This window comes from Maridesulfovibrio sp., from assembly GCF_965230075.1.
In the GTDB taxonomy this organism is placed as follows: domain Bacteria; phylum Desulfobacterota; class Desulfovibrionia; order Desulfovibrionales; family Desulfovibrionaceae; genus Maridesulfovibrio.
Map to the genome: position 1 here is coordinate 216270 of NZ_OZ245945.1, position 19718 is coordinate 235987.

Genomic DNA, 19718 nt, shown 5'->3' on the forward strand with positions numbered 1-19718 from the left:
AGCGCGAAGCGCATCAAATTCCTAACTAGGTTCGTTACCGGCAACGCTGTTACCAGCAATACGTCCCATGACCAGGCAGTCGGTGATTGCACAACTACCCAAGCGGCTTGCCCCGTGGGGACCGCCTGTTACTTCACCTGCGGCGTAGAGGCCGTCGATGGGCTTGAAGGTCTGGGAATGAAGGACATGGCCTTTCACGTCGATCTCGACTCCGCCCATGCAGTGGTGCACTTTGGGCCAGCCGCGAACAGCGTAGAAAGGAGCTTTGACAATGGGGGTTGCGGTGCTGAGAGGTTTACCGAATTCAGGGTCATGCTTGTCCGCAACGTATTTGTTGTAGTTGTTGATGGTCTCGGTCAGCTTGGCAGCCGGAACGTTGTAGAAGTTGGCGAGCTGCTCAATGGTATCAAAACCGTGAACAACCTTGTACTTGAGGCAGCGGTCCAAGGTAGGACATGCTTCAGCACCTTTGCTGTCTACAATGATGATCGGGTAGTCGGGGTTGCCGTTGGCATCAAGCTTCTTGAGCATGGCATCGGCGCGGGTCTTACGGTCAGCCAGTTCGTTTACAAAACGGGTTCCGGTGGAACGGTCAACCATTACACCGTAACGGAAACCGGACTGGATGTTGAACATGGAAGCAACACCGAATCCTTTTTCATCCGGGGAAGCCCAGGGACCGAGCTGGATGAGGGACATTTGTACCGGAATAGCCCCGGCACGGAAAGCGGCACGCATGGCTTCGCCAGTTGCGCCGAGCTGGTTGGTGCTGTCGATCTCACCGGCAAGACGGGGGTCCTGTGAAGCGCGGAATTTGGCATCCTGACTGAATCCGCCGGTAGCAAGGACAACACCTTTGCGAGCACGGAAAGTACGGATCTGTCCGCTTTCTTCATCGGGAAAACGGTAACCGTCACGAACACGTACACCCACAATGCGCTCATCATCATTGACGATAAAATCAAGCATCTTGCAGCCGGTACGCAGGACAACACCTTCAGCACGCGCAGTATCAACCAGAGGGCGGACAATACCGGAACCGGAAGCATTGTGAGTCAGGTAGGTACGGGCTACGGAATGACCGCCGAGCCATGAAAGTTTCGGTTTGAAAACCGCGCCACACTGGATAACGAAATTATAAGCATCAATGGAGCCTTCTGCGATGGCTTTGGTAATATCAACGTGGTTGATGCCACGCCCGGCTTTGAGCATGTCGTTTACCATGGTATCGATGCTGTCTTTGACGCCTTCTTTTTTCTGCAGCTCACTGCCTGCCACAGCGAAAAGACCGCCGTTGATGCAGGAGTTACCGCCCAGCACTCTCATTTTTTCAATGACCATAACGTCGAGCCCTTTGCGGCGAGCTTCAATGGCTGCGGATAGTGCGGCAAAACCGCTGCCGATAACCAGCACGTCAAATTCACCGTCCCACTTAGTGGTCGGAAGCTCGGACCGGACCGAGGGTGCTTTCTCACTGGCAAGACTGCCGGTGGCACCGAAAAGGACAGCTCCCGCCGCCATGGCTCCTCCGTTCATCAGCAGCTTACGACGGGACATCATGGCTGCTTTTTTACCCTTGGAATCAGGCATACACTACATCTCCTTTAAAATTGCACTCTAATCTTAGCGGACAAAGATATTGTCGCCACAGCCCTCCAGCTGTGGTTATAAGGCAACATCTCCAGCAGGTCCGCTGGCAAGCTCCCTGAGGTCTTCGAAATCGGCTGATCCGAGAAAGCGGCGTTGTTCCATACCTGAGAAGAAGAGTAGGAAAGTGGGACTTCCATCCAACTTCAGATTCTTCTCAAAGTACGAACCGTATGCGGGATTCAAAATCGCACAGGTAACGCGCTTGGCGGCAGATTGCGCAAAGTCGGCAAGGATCTGCATCTGTCTGCTTGAGATCAGGTCATCCGAAAGATACCCCACAACCAATAGCCCCATGCTTTCGTCAAGCAAGGTGTGATACTGGTCGGGAGTTAGCATTTTACATCTGTTAAGAGTCATGGTTTACGCTCCTGCCTCCCGTTAGCAGTTCGCGTGCCACAATTTTAAAGAGGTCATATGTGTTTGATTTTAAATAATTTATATAAAAATATGGATCATTCATAAACGTTTTAAACGTATTGTTTGTTCCATATTTCACACAAAGTGTAATGTGTAACGTTACACTTTGTTTTACACTTTCGTTACACAAAATGTGTAGCAAACAATCCTGACATGGCAAAGTGTAAAGCGTAACGTTACGCTTTTACGGTTCAGCTATCCCCGCCCTGTTCATCCATCGATAAAGCGTGGGGCGGCTAATCCCGAGAATTCTTGCTGCCCGTGCTTTTTTCCAATCCGCCTGCTCCAGTGCATCAAGCACCTTCTGTTTATCAAAGGTGTGCCGCTTAGAGGAATTTTCAGCTCCGGTGGCAGAAAGGACTTCAGGACTGGGTGTTTGTTCCGGTTCAGGTTGTTCGCAGAAACAATTGAAATTATCCCTGAAATTCTGGGGAAGATGGATGGACCGTAGCACCTCATCAAGACACAGAATTGCCGCGTATTCAATGCAATGCCGCAGTTCACGGACATTTCCCGGCCAGTCGTATTGGACGAGAGCATCCATGAATGCCGGTGAAATCGCTTTAATTGAACGTCCCAGTTCATTATTAAAGGTATTCATAAAGCTTTCCGCCAGCAGCGGGATGTCTTCCTTGCGCTCCCGGAGCGGGGGGAGTTCAATCTGGAAAACATTGAGCCTGTAGTAGAGATCCTTACGGAAAGTGCCGTCCTTAACTTTCTGCACCAAATCAGCGTTTGTAGCGGTTACGACGCGCACATCCGCTTTACGCGGTTTGGAACTGCCAACCCGTTCGTATTCTTTGTATTCCAAGAAACGTAATAGTTTAAGCTGGATGGAAAGAGGAAGGTCTCCGATCTCGTCAAGGAAGAGGGTTCCGCCTTCAGCTGCGGCAACACGTCCCTCAGAATCGCGGGATGCTCCGGTGAAGGCTCCGCGAACATGCCCGAACAGCTCACTTTCCAGCAGGGATTCCGACAGGGCCGCACAGTTTACTTTAACTATTTTTTTCTCAGATCGGCCTCCGGTGTAATGGAGCGCATCGGCTATCAGTTCCTTACCTGTTCCGGACTCCCCGGTAATCAACACGGTGGTGCCAATGTCCGAGAGGCTGTGCACCAGAGTAGCGACGCGTTTCATGGAGTCGCTTTGCCCGACCATATTGTTGAGCAGTCTGCGGTCTTCGAGCTGTTGTTCCAGAACTGCAAGCCGGGTCATGTCCTTGATGACCAGCACTGCGCCGCCGAAGCTGTGTTCCCCGGTACGTAATGGGGCAGCATTGAGCTCAAGCTTGCACTCTTTTCCGTCGGGAGTTTTGGTGTTGACTCGAAAGTGGGAGGTGAGCCTGCCCAGTTCCAGGGTCTGCCGTATTACGCTGTTATATGGTCCGGCATTTTTACTGAAACATTGTTCAAATGTACGTCCTTTATAGTCCGCTATGATGCCGCCATAGAGGGATAGAAAAGCTGCGTTGGCGGAAAGTATCTGCATGTCCTCGGATACGGTCACAATTGCATCCGGAATACTGTTGAAAGAGTTTTCCAGATTTAAGCGTAAGCGGTAAACTTCATTCGTGTTTCTTTGTAGCTTTTGATTGAGCAGGAAGCACGCAACCGCTCTGGCGCATCGGTCCATAACGTACTTCAGTATACGCTCATGCTCCGCTACTTGGGGAGAATCAACAATACATACAAAAGAGAAGTTTTTGTCTGTGCATTTAGACTGGGAACTATCCCGGAAAAGAAGCAGTTCGTTGTTGAACTCTTTTTCTGATTCTAAAAAAACAATGTCAGGGCTGTTGGAATGAAGAAAAGCGTAAACGGGCGATTCGTCAGTATAAAAATTGAGTTTAAACGCAGCGGAAGAAGGCTGTATCAATTCAACAGCTGCTTTCATGACCACACTTACAATGCGGTTTATATCCGAATTTCGGGCCGCATCTATGCGATTTAAAACATCTAATATTTCTAATCCATTCTGGTTGGAAGATGCCATATCTGATCTTGCTTGAATTTTTTATATTTGAACTAAATTTAACTTCCGCCTGCAAACCCCTATGAGACGAAAGAATATGAGTCAAGTTTCAGGCACAGTAGATGCAAATGTTATTCCGCAAAACGCAAAGTGTAACATCTCCGTTCGCGGAGTAATTATTGATAATTTTATACAGGAATAAGCAAATGAAAACCATTTTTGAAAGTTGCAAATTCGGACCGCTCAAACTCAAAAATCGGTTGGTTCGCAGTGCCACATGGGAGAACATGACCACAGAAAACGGGCATATGACTCCCCGCCTCTACGATATATACAAGATTCTGGCTGAGAATGAAGTAGGGCTGATCATTACCGGGTACGCTAATGTTGTGACTGAAGAACAACCCAATCCGGGTATGATGGGTATTTACGATGACTTTTCTCTCACTGACTACCGAAAGTTGACCGATTCTGTGCACAAGCATGGTTCCAGAATCATACTCCAAATTGCCTATGGCGGCACTAAAACCACCTATAATGTAGGAGAACGGACTATTTATGCTCCGAGCAATGTTCCGGAAAGAAGCACTGGAACCTGTGGCACTCCCATGACCAAGAAAGACATTAAATATATCGTTCAAGCTTTTGCCGATGCTGCAAGAAGAGCCAAGGAATGCGGTTTCTAGTTGAGATATACGATGCAATGCGCAAGCAGGTCGGTGAGTCTTATCCCATTCTTGTTAAACTCACTGCCAGCGAATTTTTCGAGGGCGGACTGTCTTTTGATGAAACAAGGCTGATTTGTTTTGCTTTGGAAAAAATGGGTGTGGATGGCTTGGAGATTTGCGGCAATATTCACGGCAAGGCTAAAGTAATGGCAGATAGTGCTTTATGAATTGTCCCCCTTTCCCCGGCAGTGGAGAGTCTGCCGGGAAAAGGGAGTGCCGCTAAGGTGCGGCGCGACAGTTTACAGGAAGTAATTAACTGCCGCGAGGCCAGTCAGGGACATAGTGATGGTGTATGGTAATGCCAGCATTACCATACGGCCATAAGAGAGGCGAATGACCGGTGCAAGAGCGGATGTCAGGAGAAAGAGGAAGGCTGCCTGACCGTTGGGGGTCGCCACACTGGGGATATTCGTCCCGGTGTTAATGGCAACGGCCAGCTTGTCGAAGTGGTGCATGATCTCAAGGACTTTCGTAGCAGTAGCCTGAGGCATGCCAGCGACAACGTCGACCCTCGCCAGATGCGGGTCGGTAAGCTTTTCCATCAGAGCCTGCCCGCTCATACCGATGTCAGGGAGAGTTCCCAGCAGATGGATGAAGTGAAGTTTTGTTTCAGATATATAGACAGTAGCCACAAATACATTGTCCGAGATTGCGGAGAGTAATCCGTTGGCAATGTAGTATGCGGCAAGCTGTGCATGTCCCTGCAGGCTGAGAACAAATTCAATGATTGGGTGGAATATTTGCTGATCATGAATCACGGCTACAATGGAGAAAAAGACCACCAGCAGTGCGGTAAACGGTAGGGCTTCTTCAAAAGCCTTACCTAACTGGTGTTCTTCAATGTAGCCGTTCATGGATGTAAGGATGATAATGACTGAAAGGCCGATGATCCCCACAGCGGCAAGGTGGAAAGCCAGGGCTGCCACCAGCCACACACCGGTCAGGGATTGAATGATCAGTCTTGTCTTCCCGTTCTGGCCCTGCTTTTCTTCCATTTTTACAGCAGTTTCAAGCAGGTGGGAGCGGATATTTCCGGGCAGTTTTGCTCCGTAGCCGAAGATATGGAATTTTTCCACTGTCATGCAGGTCAGCAGCCCGATTGCCAGCACGGGCAGGGATACGGGCATTACTTCCAGAAAGAAGTCCACAAAATGCCAGCCCATTTCACCGCCGATGAGCAGGTTCTGGGGTTCACCCACCAGCGTGCATACTCCGCCCAGAGCTGTCCCCACAGCACCATGCATCATCAGGTTGCGCAGAAAGGCCCGGAATTCTTTCAGGTCTGAGCGATTTTTATTGATAACTGCCTGATCGTTGCAGAGGTCGTGTTCACAGTGCAGGGTCTTGCCGGAGGCGAATCTGTGGTAAATATTGTAGAAACTGTAGGCCACGGCAATGATGACCGCTGTCACGGTTAGCGCGTCCAGAAAAGCGGAGAGAAATGCTCCTGCAAAGCAGAACATCAGAGAAATAGCAATCTTGGAACGGACCCGGACCAGAATGCGGGTAAAGGTGAATTGCAGGAATTCTTTCATGAAGTAGATACCCGCGACCATAAAAATGAGCAGCAGGATAACTTCGAAGTTGTTCAGCGCTTCGTGGTAGATGGTTTCGGTTGAAGTCAGGCCCATGACCACAGCTTCAATGGCCAGCAAACCGCCGGCGGGGAGGGGGTAGCATTTCAGGGCCATTGCCAGTGTGAAAATAAATTCGGCGATCAAGGCCCAGCCTGTGACCTGCGGTCCTGCTGTGAGCATGAGTATGGGGTTGATGACCAGAAAGGCCAGAATAATTTTCTTGTACCATTTAGGAGCATGGCCGAGGAAGTTGTTTCCGAGTGATTGCAGGAATGTCTGCTGCATCAGAATCTCCTTTTATAATTCATGCCGGATATTGCGCGGCAGTATCCGGTTGTAGTCTTTTTTCCCGGTAGGTGGAGGAAGACCCATGAAATTGCTGGGTGGGTCTTCCTCCGGGGGAGTGCTAGCATAAGGCCTTTAGATATAAAATTTACCGCTAATAAAGTAACATCAGAGCGGAGATCATGACGGCCATATAGAGAATGGTCATACCGGTCCCGGCACGGACGTAGTCGATTGTTTTGTATCCTCCGGGACGCATGATCAGGGCGTTGACCTGATGTGTGGGCAGAACGAAAGTATTCGAAGCAGCTACAGCCACGGTCAGGGCTGCGATACGCGGATCGACCCCGGCATTGAGGGCCATGTTCATGGATAGGGGCACCAGCAGGACTGTTGCGCCCACGTTTGAGGCCACCAGAGTGAAGAACGAGGTCAGCGCTCCGATTACAGTCAGCAGGACCAGAGTTGAGGGGTGTCCCAGTGCAGCCATGATGGTGTCGGCAATGTATTTTGCGGCCCCGGTATTTTCAAAGGCCATACCCAGCGGAATCAGGCCGCCGAGCAGAAATACGGTCATCCAGTCCACGGACTGGTAGGCCTCATCAATGCTCAGTACTTTGGTCAGGATCATGCCTAGTGCTCCGGTGAGCAGGGCAATGGAAAGCTGGATATGCAGGCCGAGTATCATGAACAGGGAAACCGCCAGCCACATGAGGGCCAGCTTGGCCTTTTCAGTGCGCAGAATTTCTCCCTTTACTTCTTCGGTGAAAACAAAGTCCGGGCGGTCCTTGAGCATGTGGAACATTTCCCAGCGGCCATGCAGCAGCAGGGCGTCACCCGATTCAAGGCGCAGGTCGGTCAAACCGCTGATAAAAAGCTTTTCACCTCGGAAAATTGCCACCGGGGAAACTTGGAAGCGATTACGGATGCCCAGTGTACGCAGGGTTTCGCCAACAAGCTCGGAGCGGGGAGTAATGATACCTTCCATTAGTCCGGCATTGTTAGGTGAAAGTTCTTCGGCAAAGGTTTCAAGGTCCTCCTTGAGAGACCAGCCGTAGTCTGCCGCCATACGTTGCACAGATTCAATGGGGCCGACCACTGCAAGATGGTCTCCGGGCAGGATCACTTCCTGTGCATCCGGGGCGATCTTGTGGTTCTTGCCCCGTTCGCGGGCAATGGCAACAATGGTTGAAAAATATATGGGCCGCAGTTCAAGGTTCATCAGGTCGTGATCGCAGTCCCATGTCTCCGGGACATGGACTTCATATAAGGAGCCGATGCCGCCGTAAGTGTTGGAGAGCAGTTCCGACATGGGACCTGAGGTTTCGTCCACGTTTTTGCTGGGCAGGATGAAACGTCCCATAATGATGAAATAGACTAATGCGGCAACGAGCAGGCAGATACCGATGGGAGTTACCCCGAACATCCCGAAATGCTCGTAATGCTTGCCGCCTACGACCATGAGATCGTTGAGCAGGATCAGCGGACTGGAGCCGACAAGGGTCAGGCAGCCGCCGATAATGGCGCAGAAGCCCATGGGCATAAGCAGCCTGCCCACCGGGACTCCGGTCTGGTTCCCGATACGTTTGGCTGCGGGCAGGAACAGGGCGGCGGCCCCGATGTTCTGCATAAAGCCGGAAATAATGGCCACGGTCCCGGCTATGAGGGACATGATCCGGGTTTCGCTTTTTCCGGCAAATCTGAGGATAACCCGGGCAAGGGAGTTCATTACGCCGGTCTTGTCCAGTCCGGCTCCGATGATAATAACCGCGATGATGGAGACGACAGCATTACTGCTTAATCCGCTGATGGCTTGTTTTGGAGTAACAAGTCCGAGCAGGGGCAGCAAAACCATCATGATGATGCCGACTACGTCGACCCTCACCCATTCGAATATGAAAAGCAGCACCGCAAAGGCCAGTACTGCCATTACTAGAAGAATTTCTGGAGTCATAAGTATTCCTTTAATATCTGAAACAGCAATAAAATCCGGAATTACCCGACTCTAAGTGTCGCTCGCGTGTATACCGGAATAGTTGGCCCTGCATTTGGGTTGCGCACAACGTCTTCCATTACATAGCGCAGTTCTTCGTCCTGATTGTGGAGTTCAGCCACAACAGAATCTTCGGCCCCCTGCTTTACAAGGTGCGCGAAGCAGAGACCTGCTTCTTCTGCTTTTGTTGAGAAATGAGAGATATTCTCTTGGGATTGGGAACAGAAATCGGTGAAGTTGGAACCCAGTTCATCCAGATTCAGGGCGATCAGGCTGCTTTTGGTTCTGGCAGCCATTTCAACTGCGTAATTAACAACGCTACCGGAAAAGGCGGCGCCTTTGCTTACTACAAGAATTTTGCCACCTGAGCAGGTACATTCAGAAAGGTCATTTACCAGTTCGTTATTATCCTCTTGGGCAACGTCTGTTTTCCCGTTCCCGGATAAAAGTCGGTTGAATAAAGTGATCAAGAAAACCTCCCTCTCTTTGGGCTCAGCCAACGTCTGATCCCGGTTGATGGCCCACGCACCAACATTACAGGTGTTGCATTGATTCGCCGCCTTTGTTGCATAAAAGCGTTCCATAAGACTGAAAAAACCTTGTTCTGTGGTCATGGTGCCTCCTGATTGTTGTTTCCTTCCTTTGAATTTGCTCCCCGTAAATCAATATCCATGCCAAGGTTTTTTTGAGCTATAAGTATTTAAAATACGTATGGTTATGTAAGGCGTGGTTTGAGAGTGTTTTTGCTGTTGTTGCTATCTGCAACATTTTTTTAGGCGGAGCTGGAGATTTGGATGGGAAGGACCTGAAATCGGGAGAAATGATATGTTGCTATTTGCAACGGCTAAGGAGATTCGTTTGATGTGGGACAGTGTGGACGTATCGCTTTTCCGGGAGGGACCGTCAGCTTGAAAACTATTAGAACCTGTATTTTAGGTGCTTAGCGTGTTTTTGGTGTCGCTTGTGCAAAATAGTACAGATTAGTTCCCTGTTGTTTCAACATGCAACATTAACAGGGCTATATTTTAATGATATTAAGTAGATAATATGCGTGGATGTCTTGTGCATGGGAATCCGGTATTTATGACTGTGTTGTGTATTGTCCGGAGGATATTCTAAAGTGTTTTGGCAGGAAGAGTGCTGAGAACACGCGCTCTGAAGAGAATTAAATGATACCCATGCCGGACTGGAGAACGTAACTGAAAGTGTGGCTGATGTTATCTGCAGAGGGGTGGAATCAGCCGACCTTCCTGCCATTATTCAAGATGCTCTGGAAATAGATTTGAATTAAATCTATTTTTCCAGTCCGTGCCGCTTTATCTTGCGCCACAGGGAAACACGGTCAATGCCGAGAATTTTTGCAGCCTGAGTCTTGTTTCCATTGGTTGCCAGCATGACCTTTTCAATATGGTCCCGTTCAACCTCCTCAAGAGTACGCAGCGGTTTACTGCGGTCAATATTGCGGATTTCTTCAGGTAAAAGATCCGGGGAGAAAATGGTGCCCCGGGCCAGAGCCAGTGCCCGCTGGGAAATATTTTCAAGTTCACGGACATTACCGGGAAAAGAATAATTCATCAGGATATCAAGTGTTTCCTGTGAAATGGTTTCGATGGACTGGGTTTCTGTGCGGTGCTTTTCCAGAAAGTGGCCGATCAGAACCGGGATATCCTCACGGTGTTCACGAAGCGGCGGTGCTGAAAGAGTTACCACATTCAAACGATAGAACAGGTCCTGCCTGAAGGTCCCTTTCTCCACTTCTTCTTTCAGGTCGCAGTTGGTTGCGGACACGACCCGGATATCAACGGGTATTTCCTGAGTCCCGCCAACCCGCAGGAAGTTTCTTTCCTGCAGTACCCGTAGAAGCTTGACCTGCATGTTCAGGGGCAGTTCGCTCATTTCATCGAAAAAGACTGTGCCACCGTTGGCTACTTCCAGTATCCCTTTTTGTCCGCGTTGTGCTCCGGTAAAGGCTTCCCGCTCATGTCCGAAAAGTTCCTTGTCCATGAGTTCCGCTGTGAATGTCCCGCAGTTTATGGCCATGAACCGTTCCTGCGAACGGGGGCTTAACATATGAATCCCGCGGGCTATGAGCTCTTTACCTGTTCCGGTTTCACCTTGGATGAGGACGTTACAGTCCATGTGCGCCAATTGTTCGATAGTCTTTTTAAGCTTGATGATCTGGTCACTTTGGCCCACTAAGGGGAAGTCTTGCTTTCCTTCCTCAAGGACTTGCCGCAAGCGTAGGACTTCTACAGAGAGAGCCTGCCGTTCTAAGGCGTTGTGAACCTGTGCGCGCAGTTCATCCAGATTAAGCGGCTTGGCGATGTAGGAGTGGGCCCCTTTCTGCATGGCGACAACCGCTGTATCAACTGTGGCATGTCCGGTGATGACTATCACTTGTGTTGCAGGCTGTATTTCCTTAATGTGTTCCAGCAGTTCGATACCGTTCATGCCCGGAAGCATAAGGTCGGTCAGTACCAGCTCGAATTCCTGCTTTCCGATTTTTTGCAGGGCTTCTGTTCCTGAACCTACTGCAATGACCGTGTGGCCTGCCTCTGTCATAACGTGGGTCAGGTTGTCCCGTGCAATGGTTTCGTCTTCAACGATGAGGATATTGGCGTGGTTGATCATATTTTATGTTCCTTATGGAGCGGCAGGGTGATGTAAAAACTGGTGCCTTCTCCCGGGCTGCTTTCTGTTCTGATGCTGCCTTGATGCTTTTCTATGATTCCGTATACGATGTACAGCCCCAGCCCGGTTCCCTGCCCGACTTCCTTGGTAGAGAAGAAGGGATCAAAGATACGTTCCATGGTTTCCGGGTCCATACCCTGTCCGGTGTCATTTACCCGGATAACAGTACTTTCCTGATCCATAAAAGCTGTGACAGTTATTGAACCGGGGTCGGCTCCGATGGCCTGCACGGCATTGATGAGCAGGTTGATGAATGCTTCCTGTATTTTGTGCTGGTCGGCATGAACAATGATGTGTTCAGGGATTTCCATGTCGAGGGTAACATTGGCTGGAACCTGACTGGATACGAGATCCATAGCTGATTTCATAACCTTACCAAGTTCAACCGGACCCGGTGAATATCCACTCTCCCGGGAGAATTCCAGCAAACCTTTGACAATATCCCGCGCGCGCAGGGTTTCCTGCATAATGTTGTGCATCATCCGGTCAGAAAAATCATCCTGACCTTTTTGCCGTTCCTCAAGGATCTGGCAGGAGGTGGAAATGTTGTTCAGGGGGTTGTTCAGCTGGTGGGCAATACCTGAAGAGAGTGTGCCGATGGATGAAAGTTTTTGGGCCTGCACCAGCTGGCGGCGACGTTTGATCAACTGCTCGACCATGGAGTTCAGGGCGGCAAAGACCTGTTGGATTTCATCATGGGAATTTTTGATCGGCAGGGGCTTGAATGTCCCTTCCGAGATTCGACGGGTGGCTTCCTGTACCTCGCGGAGAGGTTTGAGGATATTGGAGCTGAAAAAAACTACAAGAGCCATGATTACCCCGGCAATACCGATCATGGACAAGGCAAGGTTGGAGCGTAGTTCGCGGTTGATGCTGAGGATATAGCTACGTTCGAAATTTGAGATGGCTTTGGAAAGGCCTACCATGGCCTGTCCGGTTTCACGAAGCTGATTGTTCAGGTCTTTGTTTCGGTTTAAGGGGATTTTTGAGGTCGTTTCAAGTTGCTGTATCAGTTCCCGGTATTTGGTCAGGTTTGTTTTCAGCTTTTTTCCGCTTTGTATTTTTTCAAGTTTGCTGAACTCTTCCATAAGTTCCAGCAACAGGTTGTCTGTCCGTTTAAGGTAGTCAAGGCCAAGCGAGAATAGGGCGGGGTCATGATATAGAAGGTAGTTCTTTTCCGTGCGGCGGACTTCAAGAATGAGGTTACTCAAATCGTCACTACGTTCAATCAGCAGGACTTCGTTTTCAAGTTGCAGGGTGTTAACATAGGAAAGCAAGCCCAGACAGCCGAAGCAGATCGAAAAAATGATGATTCCGATGATGATTTTCTGGCGAATATTCAGTTTAAGCACAGTTGTACCTCTTGTTTCATTCAGCAGCGGCTGTAAACCTACGACTACTGGACTCAAATGGCAATTGTGAGTTGTGGGTGTGCTTGGGATGTAATCATCGAAATCTCGGGCGTTATCATATATTAGATTCAGAAAAGGCGGTGATTACCGTTTTTTATAAAAGTGAATTTGCAATGATTACATGGAGAAAATTATGGATATTAATACACATGAGCAGATAGACAGGTCACTGTGCGGCGAGCCTGTTTCAGTGTTTGAAGGTGGCAGCGAAGTTCGTTTGGAATGTACTCCCAATATGTCTGCCGATGCGAGTGGTCTGGTCCATGGCGGTTTTATTTTCGGTATGGCGGATTATGCGGCGATGCTGTCTGTTAATCACCCAAATGTTGTGCTGGCTGGCGCAGAAAGCCGTTTTCTGAAGCCTTCACAGGTTGGTGATGTGCTTATTGCCAAGGCTTGCGAGCAGGAAAAAGACGGCCGTAAGCATATTATTAAAGTGGATGTCTCCTGCAACGACGAGGTGGTTTTCAGCGGCACTTTTACCTGTTTTGTCACCAAGGAACATGTTCTGGCCGGTGCATAGTTTTATTGGAAAATAAATTAGCGTTAAAAGCCCCTGCAATGTATTCATTGCAGGGGCTTACTCTTTGTTCTTTCACGTTTCAGCAAATGGGTTTTACTTTAATTCTGTCCTGCCCATACGCAGGCATTTGGTTCTTTGTCTTTGCTCCAGGGATACAGGCAGGTCCCTTCCTGATCTCCGGGAACGGTAGTTGTATCTGAGAAATCGCAACTCCTGCTTGAGTTTTGAGCGCAGTACCATTTAACTCCCTCGAAAAAGTTATCGACAGGGTTTTTAGGTGTTGTACGGCCTAGCTTTCCGTTTGTCGGGTCTGTGAAAATGGTTGTCCCGTAGACATAGGCCGCATTAGTGTTTTTTTTCATTCTGTTATTCAACAGATAGGAGATAGCAACTTCGCCTGTCCGGTCTTCTCCTGCGCTGCAATGCAGGTATATCACGCGAGGAACACTGAACTTTTTGTTCATTATTCTAGTAACTTCGTTGACAAGTCCGTTGAGATCACTATCAGTTGCTCCAGTCTCCCCGCCCAACATGTTCCACCACAGGAGCTGCCCTGTGAACTGGGTTCCACCCACATTGACCTTAACTCCGGTGCTGTTGCTGGGGGTATAGGCATGCGCTATAGGAGTGCTGGGATTGCCTTTAAAGTAGCTGATCTCGGAGTCTAAGGCCTCCTTGGAGCTTACGTTGCTGATAAGACTGATGTCGATAAGATGGAAGGAGTCAGGCAGAGCTTTTTTCAGCTGGGAATTCGCCCTTGAATTCATGGTGTTGATCAGCCCTTTCGCATCGAAGGTCCAATTTCCGTTTACTGTTTTTCCGGGCTGGGGGCCTCTGAAAAGAAAGTTGCCGTTTTTATAGTCCAGCAGATAGGCATGCCCGTATCCGGCTACCCCATAGTTAGGGCCGGGAGTGCATCCGACAGAAAACATTGCGTGTTGATTTCCTGTTCTTGCATCTTGAGCGTTCATATATCTGCAGCCGGTGCAGTTCTCATTATTGGAAACTTGCTGGCATCCTTTGGCATATTCCCAGCCGTCTTTAGTCGTCTTGACAACACAATAGAAAGGTTTGTCAGTGAAGGACATATCAATAAGGTTTACTCTCCATATGGAGTTAACAGGAAGATGTACGTGTCCGAAACCTGTTGTTTTATTTTGAGTGTATGTAAGACCCTTTCCAAAAGTTTTGCCGTCTACCAAGGGGCTGAAAGTAGCATTCATATTGTCATAGAAAGTTTTATTGTCAACCGCTACCGTATGTTTGCACCTCTGTGTTGCGGCAACATGAAAAGTAACGCAGTCCGTGGCATTGGCAAGGCACTCACCATCAATCAAACCTGCCGCCTGTATTAAAACGCCTGCCCTATCCGCTGCCCGCGAGACGGCAGGAGAGGCGGCAAGGAAAAAAAAAGCAAGGAGTGCGCAAGTTCCTGAAAAGGCATGTAAATTCATCATTTTTCCGATTTTCATAACAATCCTTTTTTTGACAGTTATATAGCCCGACTGGCGAAGACATAAAACTCCCGCCAGCCGGTATCCTGCTTATTTTTTGGAACTCGCTGGCGTCTTTCCTGTCTGCTGGCAATATTGGGAATTGTTTTTCATGCAGACATCATAGTGTACACCCTGTCCCTTGGGTACCGGCTTGCAGTAGTTAAGCTGGGCGGTAGTTGCTGCTCCGGTTTTGGCATTCAGTTTTTTCACTTCTTCCTTCTGGCAGCTGTAGTCGAAGTTGTCTTTCATGCAGGCAAGGAGAGTGGGATACGATCCGTTATCTGCATCAGGACGGCACTTGTTGTTGGAGAAAGCCCATTTTTGTTTTTTGTACGGTTGCTGCTCGGGAGGACCGGGACAAAGGGTGACTTTCACGGTTGCTCCTGCCTTTTGGCAGATGGCGGTTGAGGCGTCATCATTGAACTGCCATGCATAGGCATCCGAGCCGATAGCCTTCAGGTATTTTACGTAGTTGGTGTAGGGCTTACCCTTACCCTTTGAGAGGGAAACCATGTCATAGACTCCGGGGGTTCCGAGGGGACCGACCGCGCATTGCGGGCCGCCGCAACCGGGCGTGAGGCAGTTTTCCGGGTCTTTGTCAGCACCTTTGGCTTTCATGACATTACAGGCATACCAGTCTGAGATGTTTGGCGGGTCTGTGGTTATCCCGGCACTGGCCGCATGTGTATCGGTGTTTTTGTAAGGATCCTGACCTCCCGGAGGTTCAAGCCATTGTTCCGGGGCCATGCAGCCTGCCCGGCCTCTCTTGGTATTGGAAACCTGAAGGCCGATTCCGGCGTCAAGTTGTTTATTCGTGTACAGGGTGGAGTTCCCTGCTATGGTGTTCTGGTCTTCCATGGGGCAGTCATAAAGGTCTGCCACTGCGGACATTTCCGTGAAATTGCAGTCGTTGCCATTGTCTGTGAGTTCCATGGACATGGGCACGTTGAATCCGGAAACCATGCTTAGGTCAAAGTAATCTGTGGAACCCATGCACGTGCCGTCAGAAGGATTGACAGTACACTTGTTTCTATCCGCTCCGGTGTATGTGCATCCTGCTGAGTATTCGAAAACGGTTCCCACGCCGGAACTTGCATGTCCCGGTACTCCGCCGATGACGCAGTTCCCGGGCCAGTCTCCTTCGGAAGGGGGCTGTTCGCAGCCGAGTAAAACTCCGAAGTTTGCCGAGGCAATTCCGCCGTCAGGCACAGAGATATCCATGCTCTCACCGAAAGTGATTTTTTTGCGGAACAATAGGGCAGAGGTCCTGTTCTGGGGGTTGGCATACATCTTATCCATTTGGGCCAGCTCTGCTGTCTTGTTCCAGAGCTTGGCATTGTAGAAGTGCTGTTTGTCTGATGCAGTAGGGGGAGTTAGCACGATATAGGCGTCATCCATGCAGTTGTTGTGAATGGTGATACGTTTCTGCCAAGCGGTAGTTTTGGTATTGTCTCCACATTGGCCTCCCGAAGGTGTCGGGTCAGGCGGGGTGTATTTGGTCATCTGGCAGCCCGGACTGAGGTTCGTTCCGGGGGTGGGGAAGAGCATGGCTGCCTCGCATCCAGGATTGAGCGATGTCTTGTTGCATCCGTGTGCAAATTGCCATCCGGTAGAGGTGACTTCGATATAGGTGCTGAGTTTCTGGTTAAAGTGGTCATTTTCCACATCCACTTTCCAGACCCCATGCTTCATGTATTTGGTGACTGCGCCGGCACTGGCGTTTTTATTATTTACTGAAAAAACTTCTTGAGAAGAATTTCCGTTTACAACGGAATAGGTGACCGTGCTGATCCAGTTCTGGGTGCCGCATGGTCCTAAGGCCATGGTGATCCCTGTGCAGCTGCTGTCCCCGGAATCCTGACAGAGATACTGGCTGCTGTCAGCCCAAGCTGCGTGGCAAAGGCAGGAAAGGATTAAAAGGCAGGTTGCTAGAACAAATTTTGTCGTTTTTATTCCTTTAGTTTGCATACGGTCCCCCTCAGCTGGATTGTGGTAAGGCAGAAAACACAGAACACTATCCTAGAACTATACCACTATCTTTGCGTCAAGGCACAGATAAATTTTCATTCTGTCCTGCGCCTAATTTCAGGGGCGGAATAAGCTGATTAATTGTGTGAAGTGATCCATTAAATTTAGATGTCTGTGGACAAAAAATGTTTAACCCCCTATAAAATAAGGTAGGACTCTAAAATGGGGGGCAACAGTGAAATGTGAACGCGGATTCAAGTCCAATTTTATTTTTTCTGTTTTAACTATCGGTCTATGTGCCGTTATACTGTTCTGTCTGGGCGGACTTTGTCTGGCTCAGTCCTCCGAGTCCACTGCCGCTAGCGGGGAAAATGTCAGCGAACTGCTTGCTCCCTTGCAGGCCCTGCATGACGACCTTGCCAGAATCGAAGCCAAGCTGGATGCCTTTGCCAATGCTAAATGGGAATACAAGATTCTGGTCCCCAATGTCCTCGAAAATTCCGGATTTGATCCGTATAAACCCAACCTCGCCCCATTGGGTAAACAGGGCTGGGAACTTGTCACCTATTCCCCAGATGTCGGGTATATCCTGAAGCGTAGAATTGCTCCTGAGTCCAAATAAACCGGGGAGCGCATATGGATTTTCAGCCTCATAATAATTTGAAACATGAACCTGTGCAAAACGGGTTTACTCTGCTGGAGCTCATAGTGGTCATGGTCATCATGTCCATTGTCATGGCTGTTCTCCTGCCGCGCCTTGGTGATCAGTTGCTGAGTAATTCCCTGCGTGCCGCTGTTTCCGATCTCGGGGCTATTGCTACCTCGGCCCGGTTCAGGGCTGCCGATACCGGTAAGCAGCATATCGTGGTCATCAATCAGGAAACTCGGAACCTGAAACTATTGAGCGGGGACAAGGGCAAAATCCTGACCCTGACCTCATTGCCGGAAAGGGTGGCTGTGGAAGATATGGAGCTTCGGGGTAAATCTGTTTCCGGTCATGAAATGCGTATAATTTTTTATCCTCGGGGGACAGCCTCTCCTGCCCGTTTCAAGCTGGTTTCCGAGAAGAAGGAAAGCTTGAACCTGATAGTCGCCGGAGCTGATGGGGGTGTATATGTGCGCTAAGCCTTGCAACTGCGGTTTTACCCTGCTGGAGGTCATGGTTGCCATGGCTATTCTGTCTATCGGGCTGGTTGCAGTGGCCGGAGTTTACTCACAGGCCACAGCTTCCCTGTCGCAGGTGGAAGGTTACGAGCGGGCCGGCATGGAGGCTGAAATGCGGCTGGCTTCTTTCCTTAATCAGGGAAATATCAAGCCGGACATCACTTCCGGTAAATGTGAAACCCTGCCTCACGGAAGATGGAAAATCGTCAGTAAAAAAGAGGAAGATTATCCGGGTGTAAGCCGGGTTAAGGTCACGGTGCTCTTTTTCACGGAAGGCCGGGAACATGAATATGTTCTGGAGACTGCACAGGTTGAGCAGACCCTGCCTGCGCAGAGTAAAACCCAGACAAAGGATAAGAAAAAATGAGACCAGTGCTACACTTGAAAATGTTCTTTTCCAGAATCCTGTTTTTATTTCTCTTAGGCGGGGTTCTGGCAGGTTGTCAGTTGAAGGCGGACCCCATTGATATCGGCTACCAGCCCATGTCCCGGCCATTGCTTGGCCTAAAGCTCAAGGTTGTCCAGAAGGAGCTGCATGTCGTTGAGATGGAAGGGAAGGAGGAAACCAACAAGGATCAGGATCGTGCCTTGCTGGTAATGGATTGCAAACCGGGCAGTCCGGCGCAAAAAGGCGGGGTTTTGCCCGGAGATATCCTTTTGGAAATTGATGGGATTGCGGTGCAGGGTATGCGGGATTCAACTTTCATCATGCAACGCAAGCGTCCGGGGAATAATGTTGCCCTGACCCTGTTCAGAAACGGCAAAGTCGTCAAATTGGGAATTTATCTGCCTGCTGACGTCCCGGTCACCAAGGCAGTCAAAACTACACTTGGGGAGGCCTCTTGATGCGTAAAGGAAGACGCGGTTTCACACTTATTGAGATGTTGGTGGTCATCGTGATTATCGGCGTGCTTGCGGCCATTGTGGCCCCGAGGTTCTTCGGTAAGACCGATGAGGCCAAGGTTGCGGCGGCCAAGGCCCAGATAGAGGATTTCTCCATGGCCCTGCAAAGTTACCAGCTTGATACCGGGAATTTCCCCAGTACCCAGCAGGGACTTAATGCCTTGGTGGTGAAACCTACCACGCCGCCTGTCCCGGAGAACTGGCATGGTCCGTACATGAGCAAGAATACCATTCCCAAGGATCCGTGGAACAATCCGTATGTGTACACCTCTCCCGGCAAGCACAGCCCGGATTTTGACCTACTCAGCTACGGCAAGGACGGCAAGCCCGGAGGAACTGGTGATAACGCGGACATCACCAACTACTGACGAGGGCGGTTTCACCCTTCTCGAGTTGCTGGTGGCAATCACAGTCGGCTCGGTGGTATTGACTGCGGTTTACTCAATCTTTGTCACAGCCACGCGGGTGGAAAGGGGGGCGCAGGCAGTACTCTCGCCCATGCGTTCAGCATCTTACGCCTTCAGTATGCTCGGCAGGGATGTCCGCAATCTGGACCCATTGTGCTCGGCTGCGGATATCAGCTGTCAGCAGACAAAATGCCAGTTCCCAATTCTGGATGAAAAGGGAAAACGGATTTGGGTTCGTTATGTGTTGAAGGACAGCACTCTCTGGCGGGAACAGCGCAAGGATAAAAAAGGTAAGCCGGCAAAAGGAAAACCGGACTCAAAGATGGAGCTTTGTTCCGGAGTGGTTGAAATCCGTTTCAAGCTCAGCAGCAGGGGACATGGCAGCACCACAGGAGCGAGTACAACAGCGGCTGTAGCCGGGCCGGGAATGATCGGGTTGGTCTTGGATTTCAAGGAAGGAGTCTCGCGGCGGAGTGTTTATCGTTCACAGATTTTATTGGAAGTAACACCACAGCAGAAGGCAGGTTGAAAT

The 19718-nt window shown here is 49.8% G+C and carries 19 protein-coding genes; 9 read left to right on the plus strand and 10 right to left on the minus strand.

Annotation, left to right across the window (positions count from 1 at the left end; translation table 11 throughout):
• Window positions 1-21 precede the first annotated feature (21 nt).
• From ACO05Z_RS00965 to ACO05Z_RS00975, 3 genes are all read right to left on the minus strand, one after another.
• Entirely contained in the window at window positions 22-1590 is a 1569-nt protein-coding gene (locus ACO05Z_RS00965; protein ID WP_421899469.1) for a flavocytochrome c, read from the minus strand.
• A 75-nt stretch (window positions 1591-1665) separates the two neighbouring features.
• Entirely contained in the window at window positions 1666-2007 is a 342-nt protein-coding gene (locus ACO05Z_RS00970; protein ID WP_421899472.1) for a hypothetical protein, read from the minus strand.
• Window positions 2008-2251: 244 nt separating this feature from the next.
• Window positions 2252-4060, minus strand: coding sequence for a sigma-54 interaction domain-containing protein (locus ACO05Z_RS00975; RefSeq protein ID WP_421899475.1), 1809 nt, complete (start codon window positions 4058-4060; stop codon window positions 2252-2254).
• 185 nt (window positions 4061-4245) lie between these two features.
• Between ACO05Z_RS00975 and ACO05Z_RS00980 the strand changes: the two genes are divergently transcribed.
• Together ACO05Z_RS00980 and ACO05Z_RS00985 are read left to right on the plus strand one after the other, a co-directional pair.
• Window positions 4246-4725 carry a hypothetical protein gene (locus ACO05Z_RS00980; RefSeq protein WP_421899478.1) on the plus strand — a complete coding sequence of 160 codons (480 nt, stop codon included), beginning with the start codon at window positions 4246-4248 and terminating at the stop codon, window positions 4723-4725.
• Entirely contained in the window at window positions 4713-4934 is a 222-nt protein-coding gene (locus ACO05Z_RS00985) for a hypothetical protein (RefSeq protein ID WP_421899480.1), read from the plus strand. The genes ACO05Z_RS00980 and ACO05Z_RS00985 overlap by 13 nt, the downstream gene beginning before the upstream one ends.
• A 72-nt stretch (window positions 4935-5006) precedes the next feature.
• On the opposite strand, the gene nhaB is transcribed toward ACO05Z_RS00985, so the two are convergent.
• The 5 genes from nhaB to ACO05Z_RS01010 all read right to left on the minus strand — a co-directional run bounded on the left by nhaB (window position 5007) and on the right by ACO05Z_RS01010 (window position 12665).
• Entirely contained in the window at window positions 5007-6629 is a 1623-nt protein-coding gene (nhaB, locus tag ACO05Z_RS00990; protein WP_421899482.1) for a sodium/proton antiporter NhaB, read from the minus strand.
• A 154-nt stretch (window positions 6630-6783) separates the two neighbouring features.
• On the minus strand, window positions 6784-8583 hold the full coding sequence (locus tag ACO05Z_RS00995) for an SLC13 family permease (RefSeq protein ID WP_421899484.1): 1800 nt from the start codon (window positions 8581-8583) through the stop codon (window positions 6784-6786).
• A 41-nt stretch (window positions 8584-8624) separates the two neighbouring features.
• The gene (locus ACO05Z_RS01000; RefSeq protein ID WP_421899487.1) at window positions 8625-9236 is read right to left on the minus strand and encodes a hypothetical protein; all 612 of its coding nucleotides are present in this window, start codon (window positions 9234-9236) and stop codon (window positions 8625-8627) included.
• Window positions 9237-9915: 679 nt separating this feature from the next.
• The gene (locus tag ACO05Z_RS01005) at window positions 9916-11253 is read right to left on the minus strand and encodes a sigma-54-dependent transcriptional regulator (RefSeq protein ID WP_421899489.1); all 1338 of its coding nucleotides are present in this window, start codon (window positions 11251-11253) and stop codon (window positions 9916-9918) included.
• Window positions 11250-12665, minus strand: a complete 1416-nt coding sequence (locus ACO05Z_RS01010) for a sensor histidine kinase (protein ID WP_421899491.1) — start codon at window positions 12663-12665, stop codon at window positions 11250-11252. The genes ACO05Z_RS01005 and ACO05Z_RS01010 overlap by 4 nt, the downstream gene beginning before the upstream one ends.
• A gap of 193 nt (window positions 12666-12858) precedes the next feature.
• On the opposite strand from ACO05Z_RS01010, the gene ACO05Z_RS01015 reads away from it, so the two are divergent.
• Entirely contained in the window at window positions 12859-13248 is a 390-nt protein-coding gene (locus ACO05Z_RS01015) for a PaaI family thioesterase (protein WP_421899493.1), read from the plus strand.
• Window positions 13249-13346: 98 nt separating this feature from the next.
• Here the strand turns inward: ACO05Z_RS01015 and ACO05Z_RS01020 are convergent, their stop codons facing one another.
• Window positions 13347-14585 (minus strand): hypothetical protein, encoded by a 1239-nt coding sequence (locus tag ACO05Z_RS01020; protein ID WP_421899495.1) that lies wholly within the window; start codon window positions 14583-14585, stop codon window positions 13347-13349.
• A gap of 207 nt (window positions 14586-14792) precedes the next feature.
• Entirely contained in the window at window positions 14793-16712 is a 1920-nt protein-coding gene (locus tag ACO05Z_RS01025) for a hypothetical protein (RefSeq protein WP_421899498.1), read from the minus strand.
• Between the two features lie 235 nt (window positions 16713-16947).
• On the opposite strand from ACO05Z_RS01025, the gene ACO05Z_RS01030 reads away from it, so the two are divergent.
• Genes ACO05Z_RS01030 through ACO05Z_RS01055 form a run of 6 tightly spaced genes read left to right on the plus strand, consistent with a single transcriptional unit; the run spans window position 16948 to window position 19715 of the window.
• The gene (locus tag ACO05Z_RS01030) at window positions 16948-17334 is read left to right on the plus strand and encodes a hypothetical protein (RefSeq protein WP_421899501.1); all 387 of its coding nucleotides are present in this window, start codon (window positions 16948-16950) and stop codon (window positions 17332-17334) included.
• A gap of 14 nt (window positions 17335-17348) precedes the next feature.
• The gene (locus ACO05Z_RS01035; RefSeq protein ID WP_421899503.1) at window positions 17349-17837 is read left to right on the plus strand and encodes a pilus assembly FimT family protein; all 489 of its coding nucleotides are present in this window, start codon (window positions 17349-17351) and stop codon (window positions 17835-17837) included.
• A complete protein-coding gene (locus ACO05Z_RS01040; RefSeq protein ID WP_421899506.1) occupies window positions 17827-18243 on the plus strand; it encodes a type IV pilus modification PilV family protein in 417 nt (138 codons plus the stop codon). Before ACO05Z_RS01035 ends, ACO05Z_RS01040 begins: the two co-directional genes overlap by 11 nt.
• Window positions 18240-18722, plus strand: coding sequence for a PDZ domain-containing protein (locus ACO05Z_RS01045; RefSeq protein WP_421899508.1), 483 nt, complete (start codon window positions 18240-18242; stop codon window positions 18720-18722). Before ACO05Z_RS01040 ends, ACO05Z_RS01045 begins: the two co-directional genes overlap by 4 nt.
• The gene (gene gspG / locus ACO05Z_RS01050) at window positions 18722-19147 is read left to right on the plus strand and encodes a type II secretion system major pseudopilin GspG (protein ID WP_421899511.1); all 426 of its coding nucleotides are present in this window, start codon (window positions 18722-18724) and stop codon (window positions 19145-19147) included. The genes ACO05Z_RS01045 and gspG overlap by 1 nt, the downstream gene beginning before the upstream one ends.
• On the plus strand, window positions 19119-19715 hold the full coding sequence (locus ACO05Z_RS01055; RefSeq protein ID WP_421899513.1) for a PilW family protein: 597 nt from the start codon (window positions 19119-19121) through the stop codon (window positions 19713-19715). Before gspG ends, ACO05Z_RS01055 begins: the two co-directional genes overlap by 29 nt.
• The last annotated feature ends 3 nt before the right edge of the window (window positions 19716-19718 follow it).

Excerpts from the sequence above, each read along its gene's own strand:
- ACO05Z_RS00970 (WP_421899472.1), bottom strand. The coding sequence starts at position 2,007 with ATGACTCTTAACAGATGTAAAATGCTAACTCCCGACCAGTATCACACC.
- ACO05Z_RS01025 (WP_421899498.1), bottom strand. The coding sequence starts at position 16,712 with ATGCAAACTAAAGGAATAAAAACGACAAAATTTGTTCTAGCAACCTGC.
- ACO05Z_RS01040 (WP_421899506.1), top strand. The coding sequence starts at position 17,827 with ATGTGCGCTAAGCCTTGCAACTGCGGTTTTACCCTGCTGGAGGTCATG.
- ACO05Z_RS00975 (WP_421899475.1), bottom strand. The coding sequence starts at position 4,060 with ATGGCATCTTCCAACCAGAATGGATTAGAAATATTAGATGTTTTAAAT.
- ACO05Z_RS00980 (WP_421899478.1), top strand. The coding sequence starts at position 4,246 with ATGAAAACCATTTTTGAAAGTTGCAAATTCGGACCGCTCAAACTCAAA.
- ACO05Z_RS01000 (WP_421899487.1), bottom strand. The coding sequence starts at position 9,236 with ATGACCACAGAACAAGGTTTTTTCAGTCTTATGGAACGCTTTTATGCA.
- ACO05Z_RS00995 (WP_421899484.1), bottom strand. The coding sequence starts at position 8,583 with ATGACTCCAGAAATTCTTCTAGTAATGGCAGTACTGGCCTTTGCGGTG.
- ACO05Z_RS01035 (WP_421899503.1), top strand. The coding sequence starts at position 17,349 with ATGGATTTTCAGCCTCATAATAATTTGAAACATGAACCTGTGCAAAAC.
- ACO05Z_RS01045 (WP_421899508.1), top strand. The coding sequence starts at position 18,240 with ATGAGACCAGTGCTACACTTGAAAATGTTCTTTTCCAGAATCCTGTTT.
- ACO05Z_RS01005 (WP_421899489.1), bottom strand. The coding sequence starts at position 11,253 with ATGATCAACCACGCCAATATCCTCATCGTTGAAGACGAAACCATTGCA.
- nhaB (WP_421899482.1), bottom strand. The coding sequence starts at position 6,629 with ATGCAGCAGACATTCCTGCAATCACTCGGAAACAACTTCCTCGGCCAT.
- ACO05Z_RS01015 (WP_421899493.1), top strand. The coding sequence starts at position 12,859 with ATGGATATTAATACACATGAGCAGATAGACAGGTCACTGTGCGGCGAG.
- ACO05Z_RS00965 (WP_421899469.1), bottom strand. The coding sequence starts at position 1,590 with ATGCCTGATTCCAAGGGTAAAAAAGCAGCCATGATGTCCCGTCGTAAG.
- gspG (WP_421899511.1), top strand. The coding sequence starts at position 18,722 with ATGCGTAAAGGAAGACGCGGTTTCACACTTATTGAGATGTTGGTGGTC.
- ACO05Z_RS00985 (WP_421899480.1), top strand. The coding sequence starts at position 4,713 with ATGCGGTTTCTAGTTGAGATATACGATGCAATGCGCAAGCAGGTCGGT.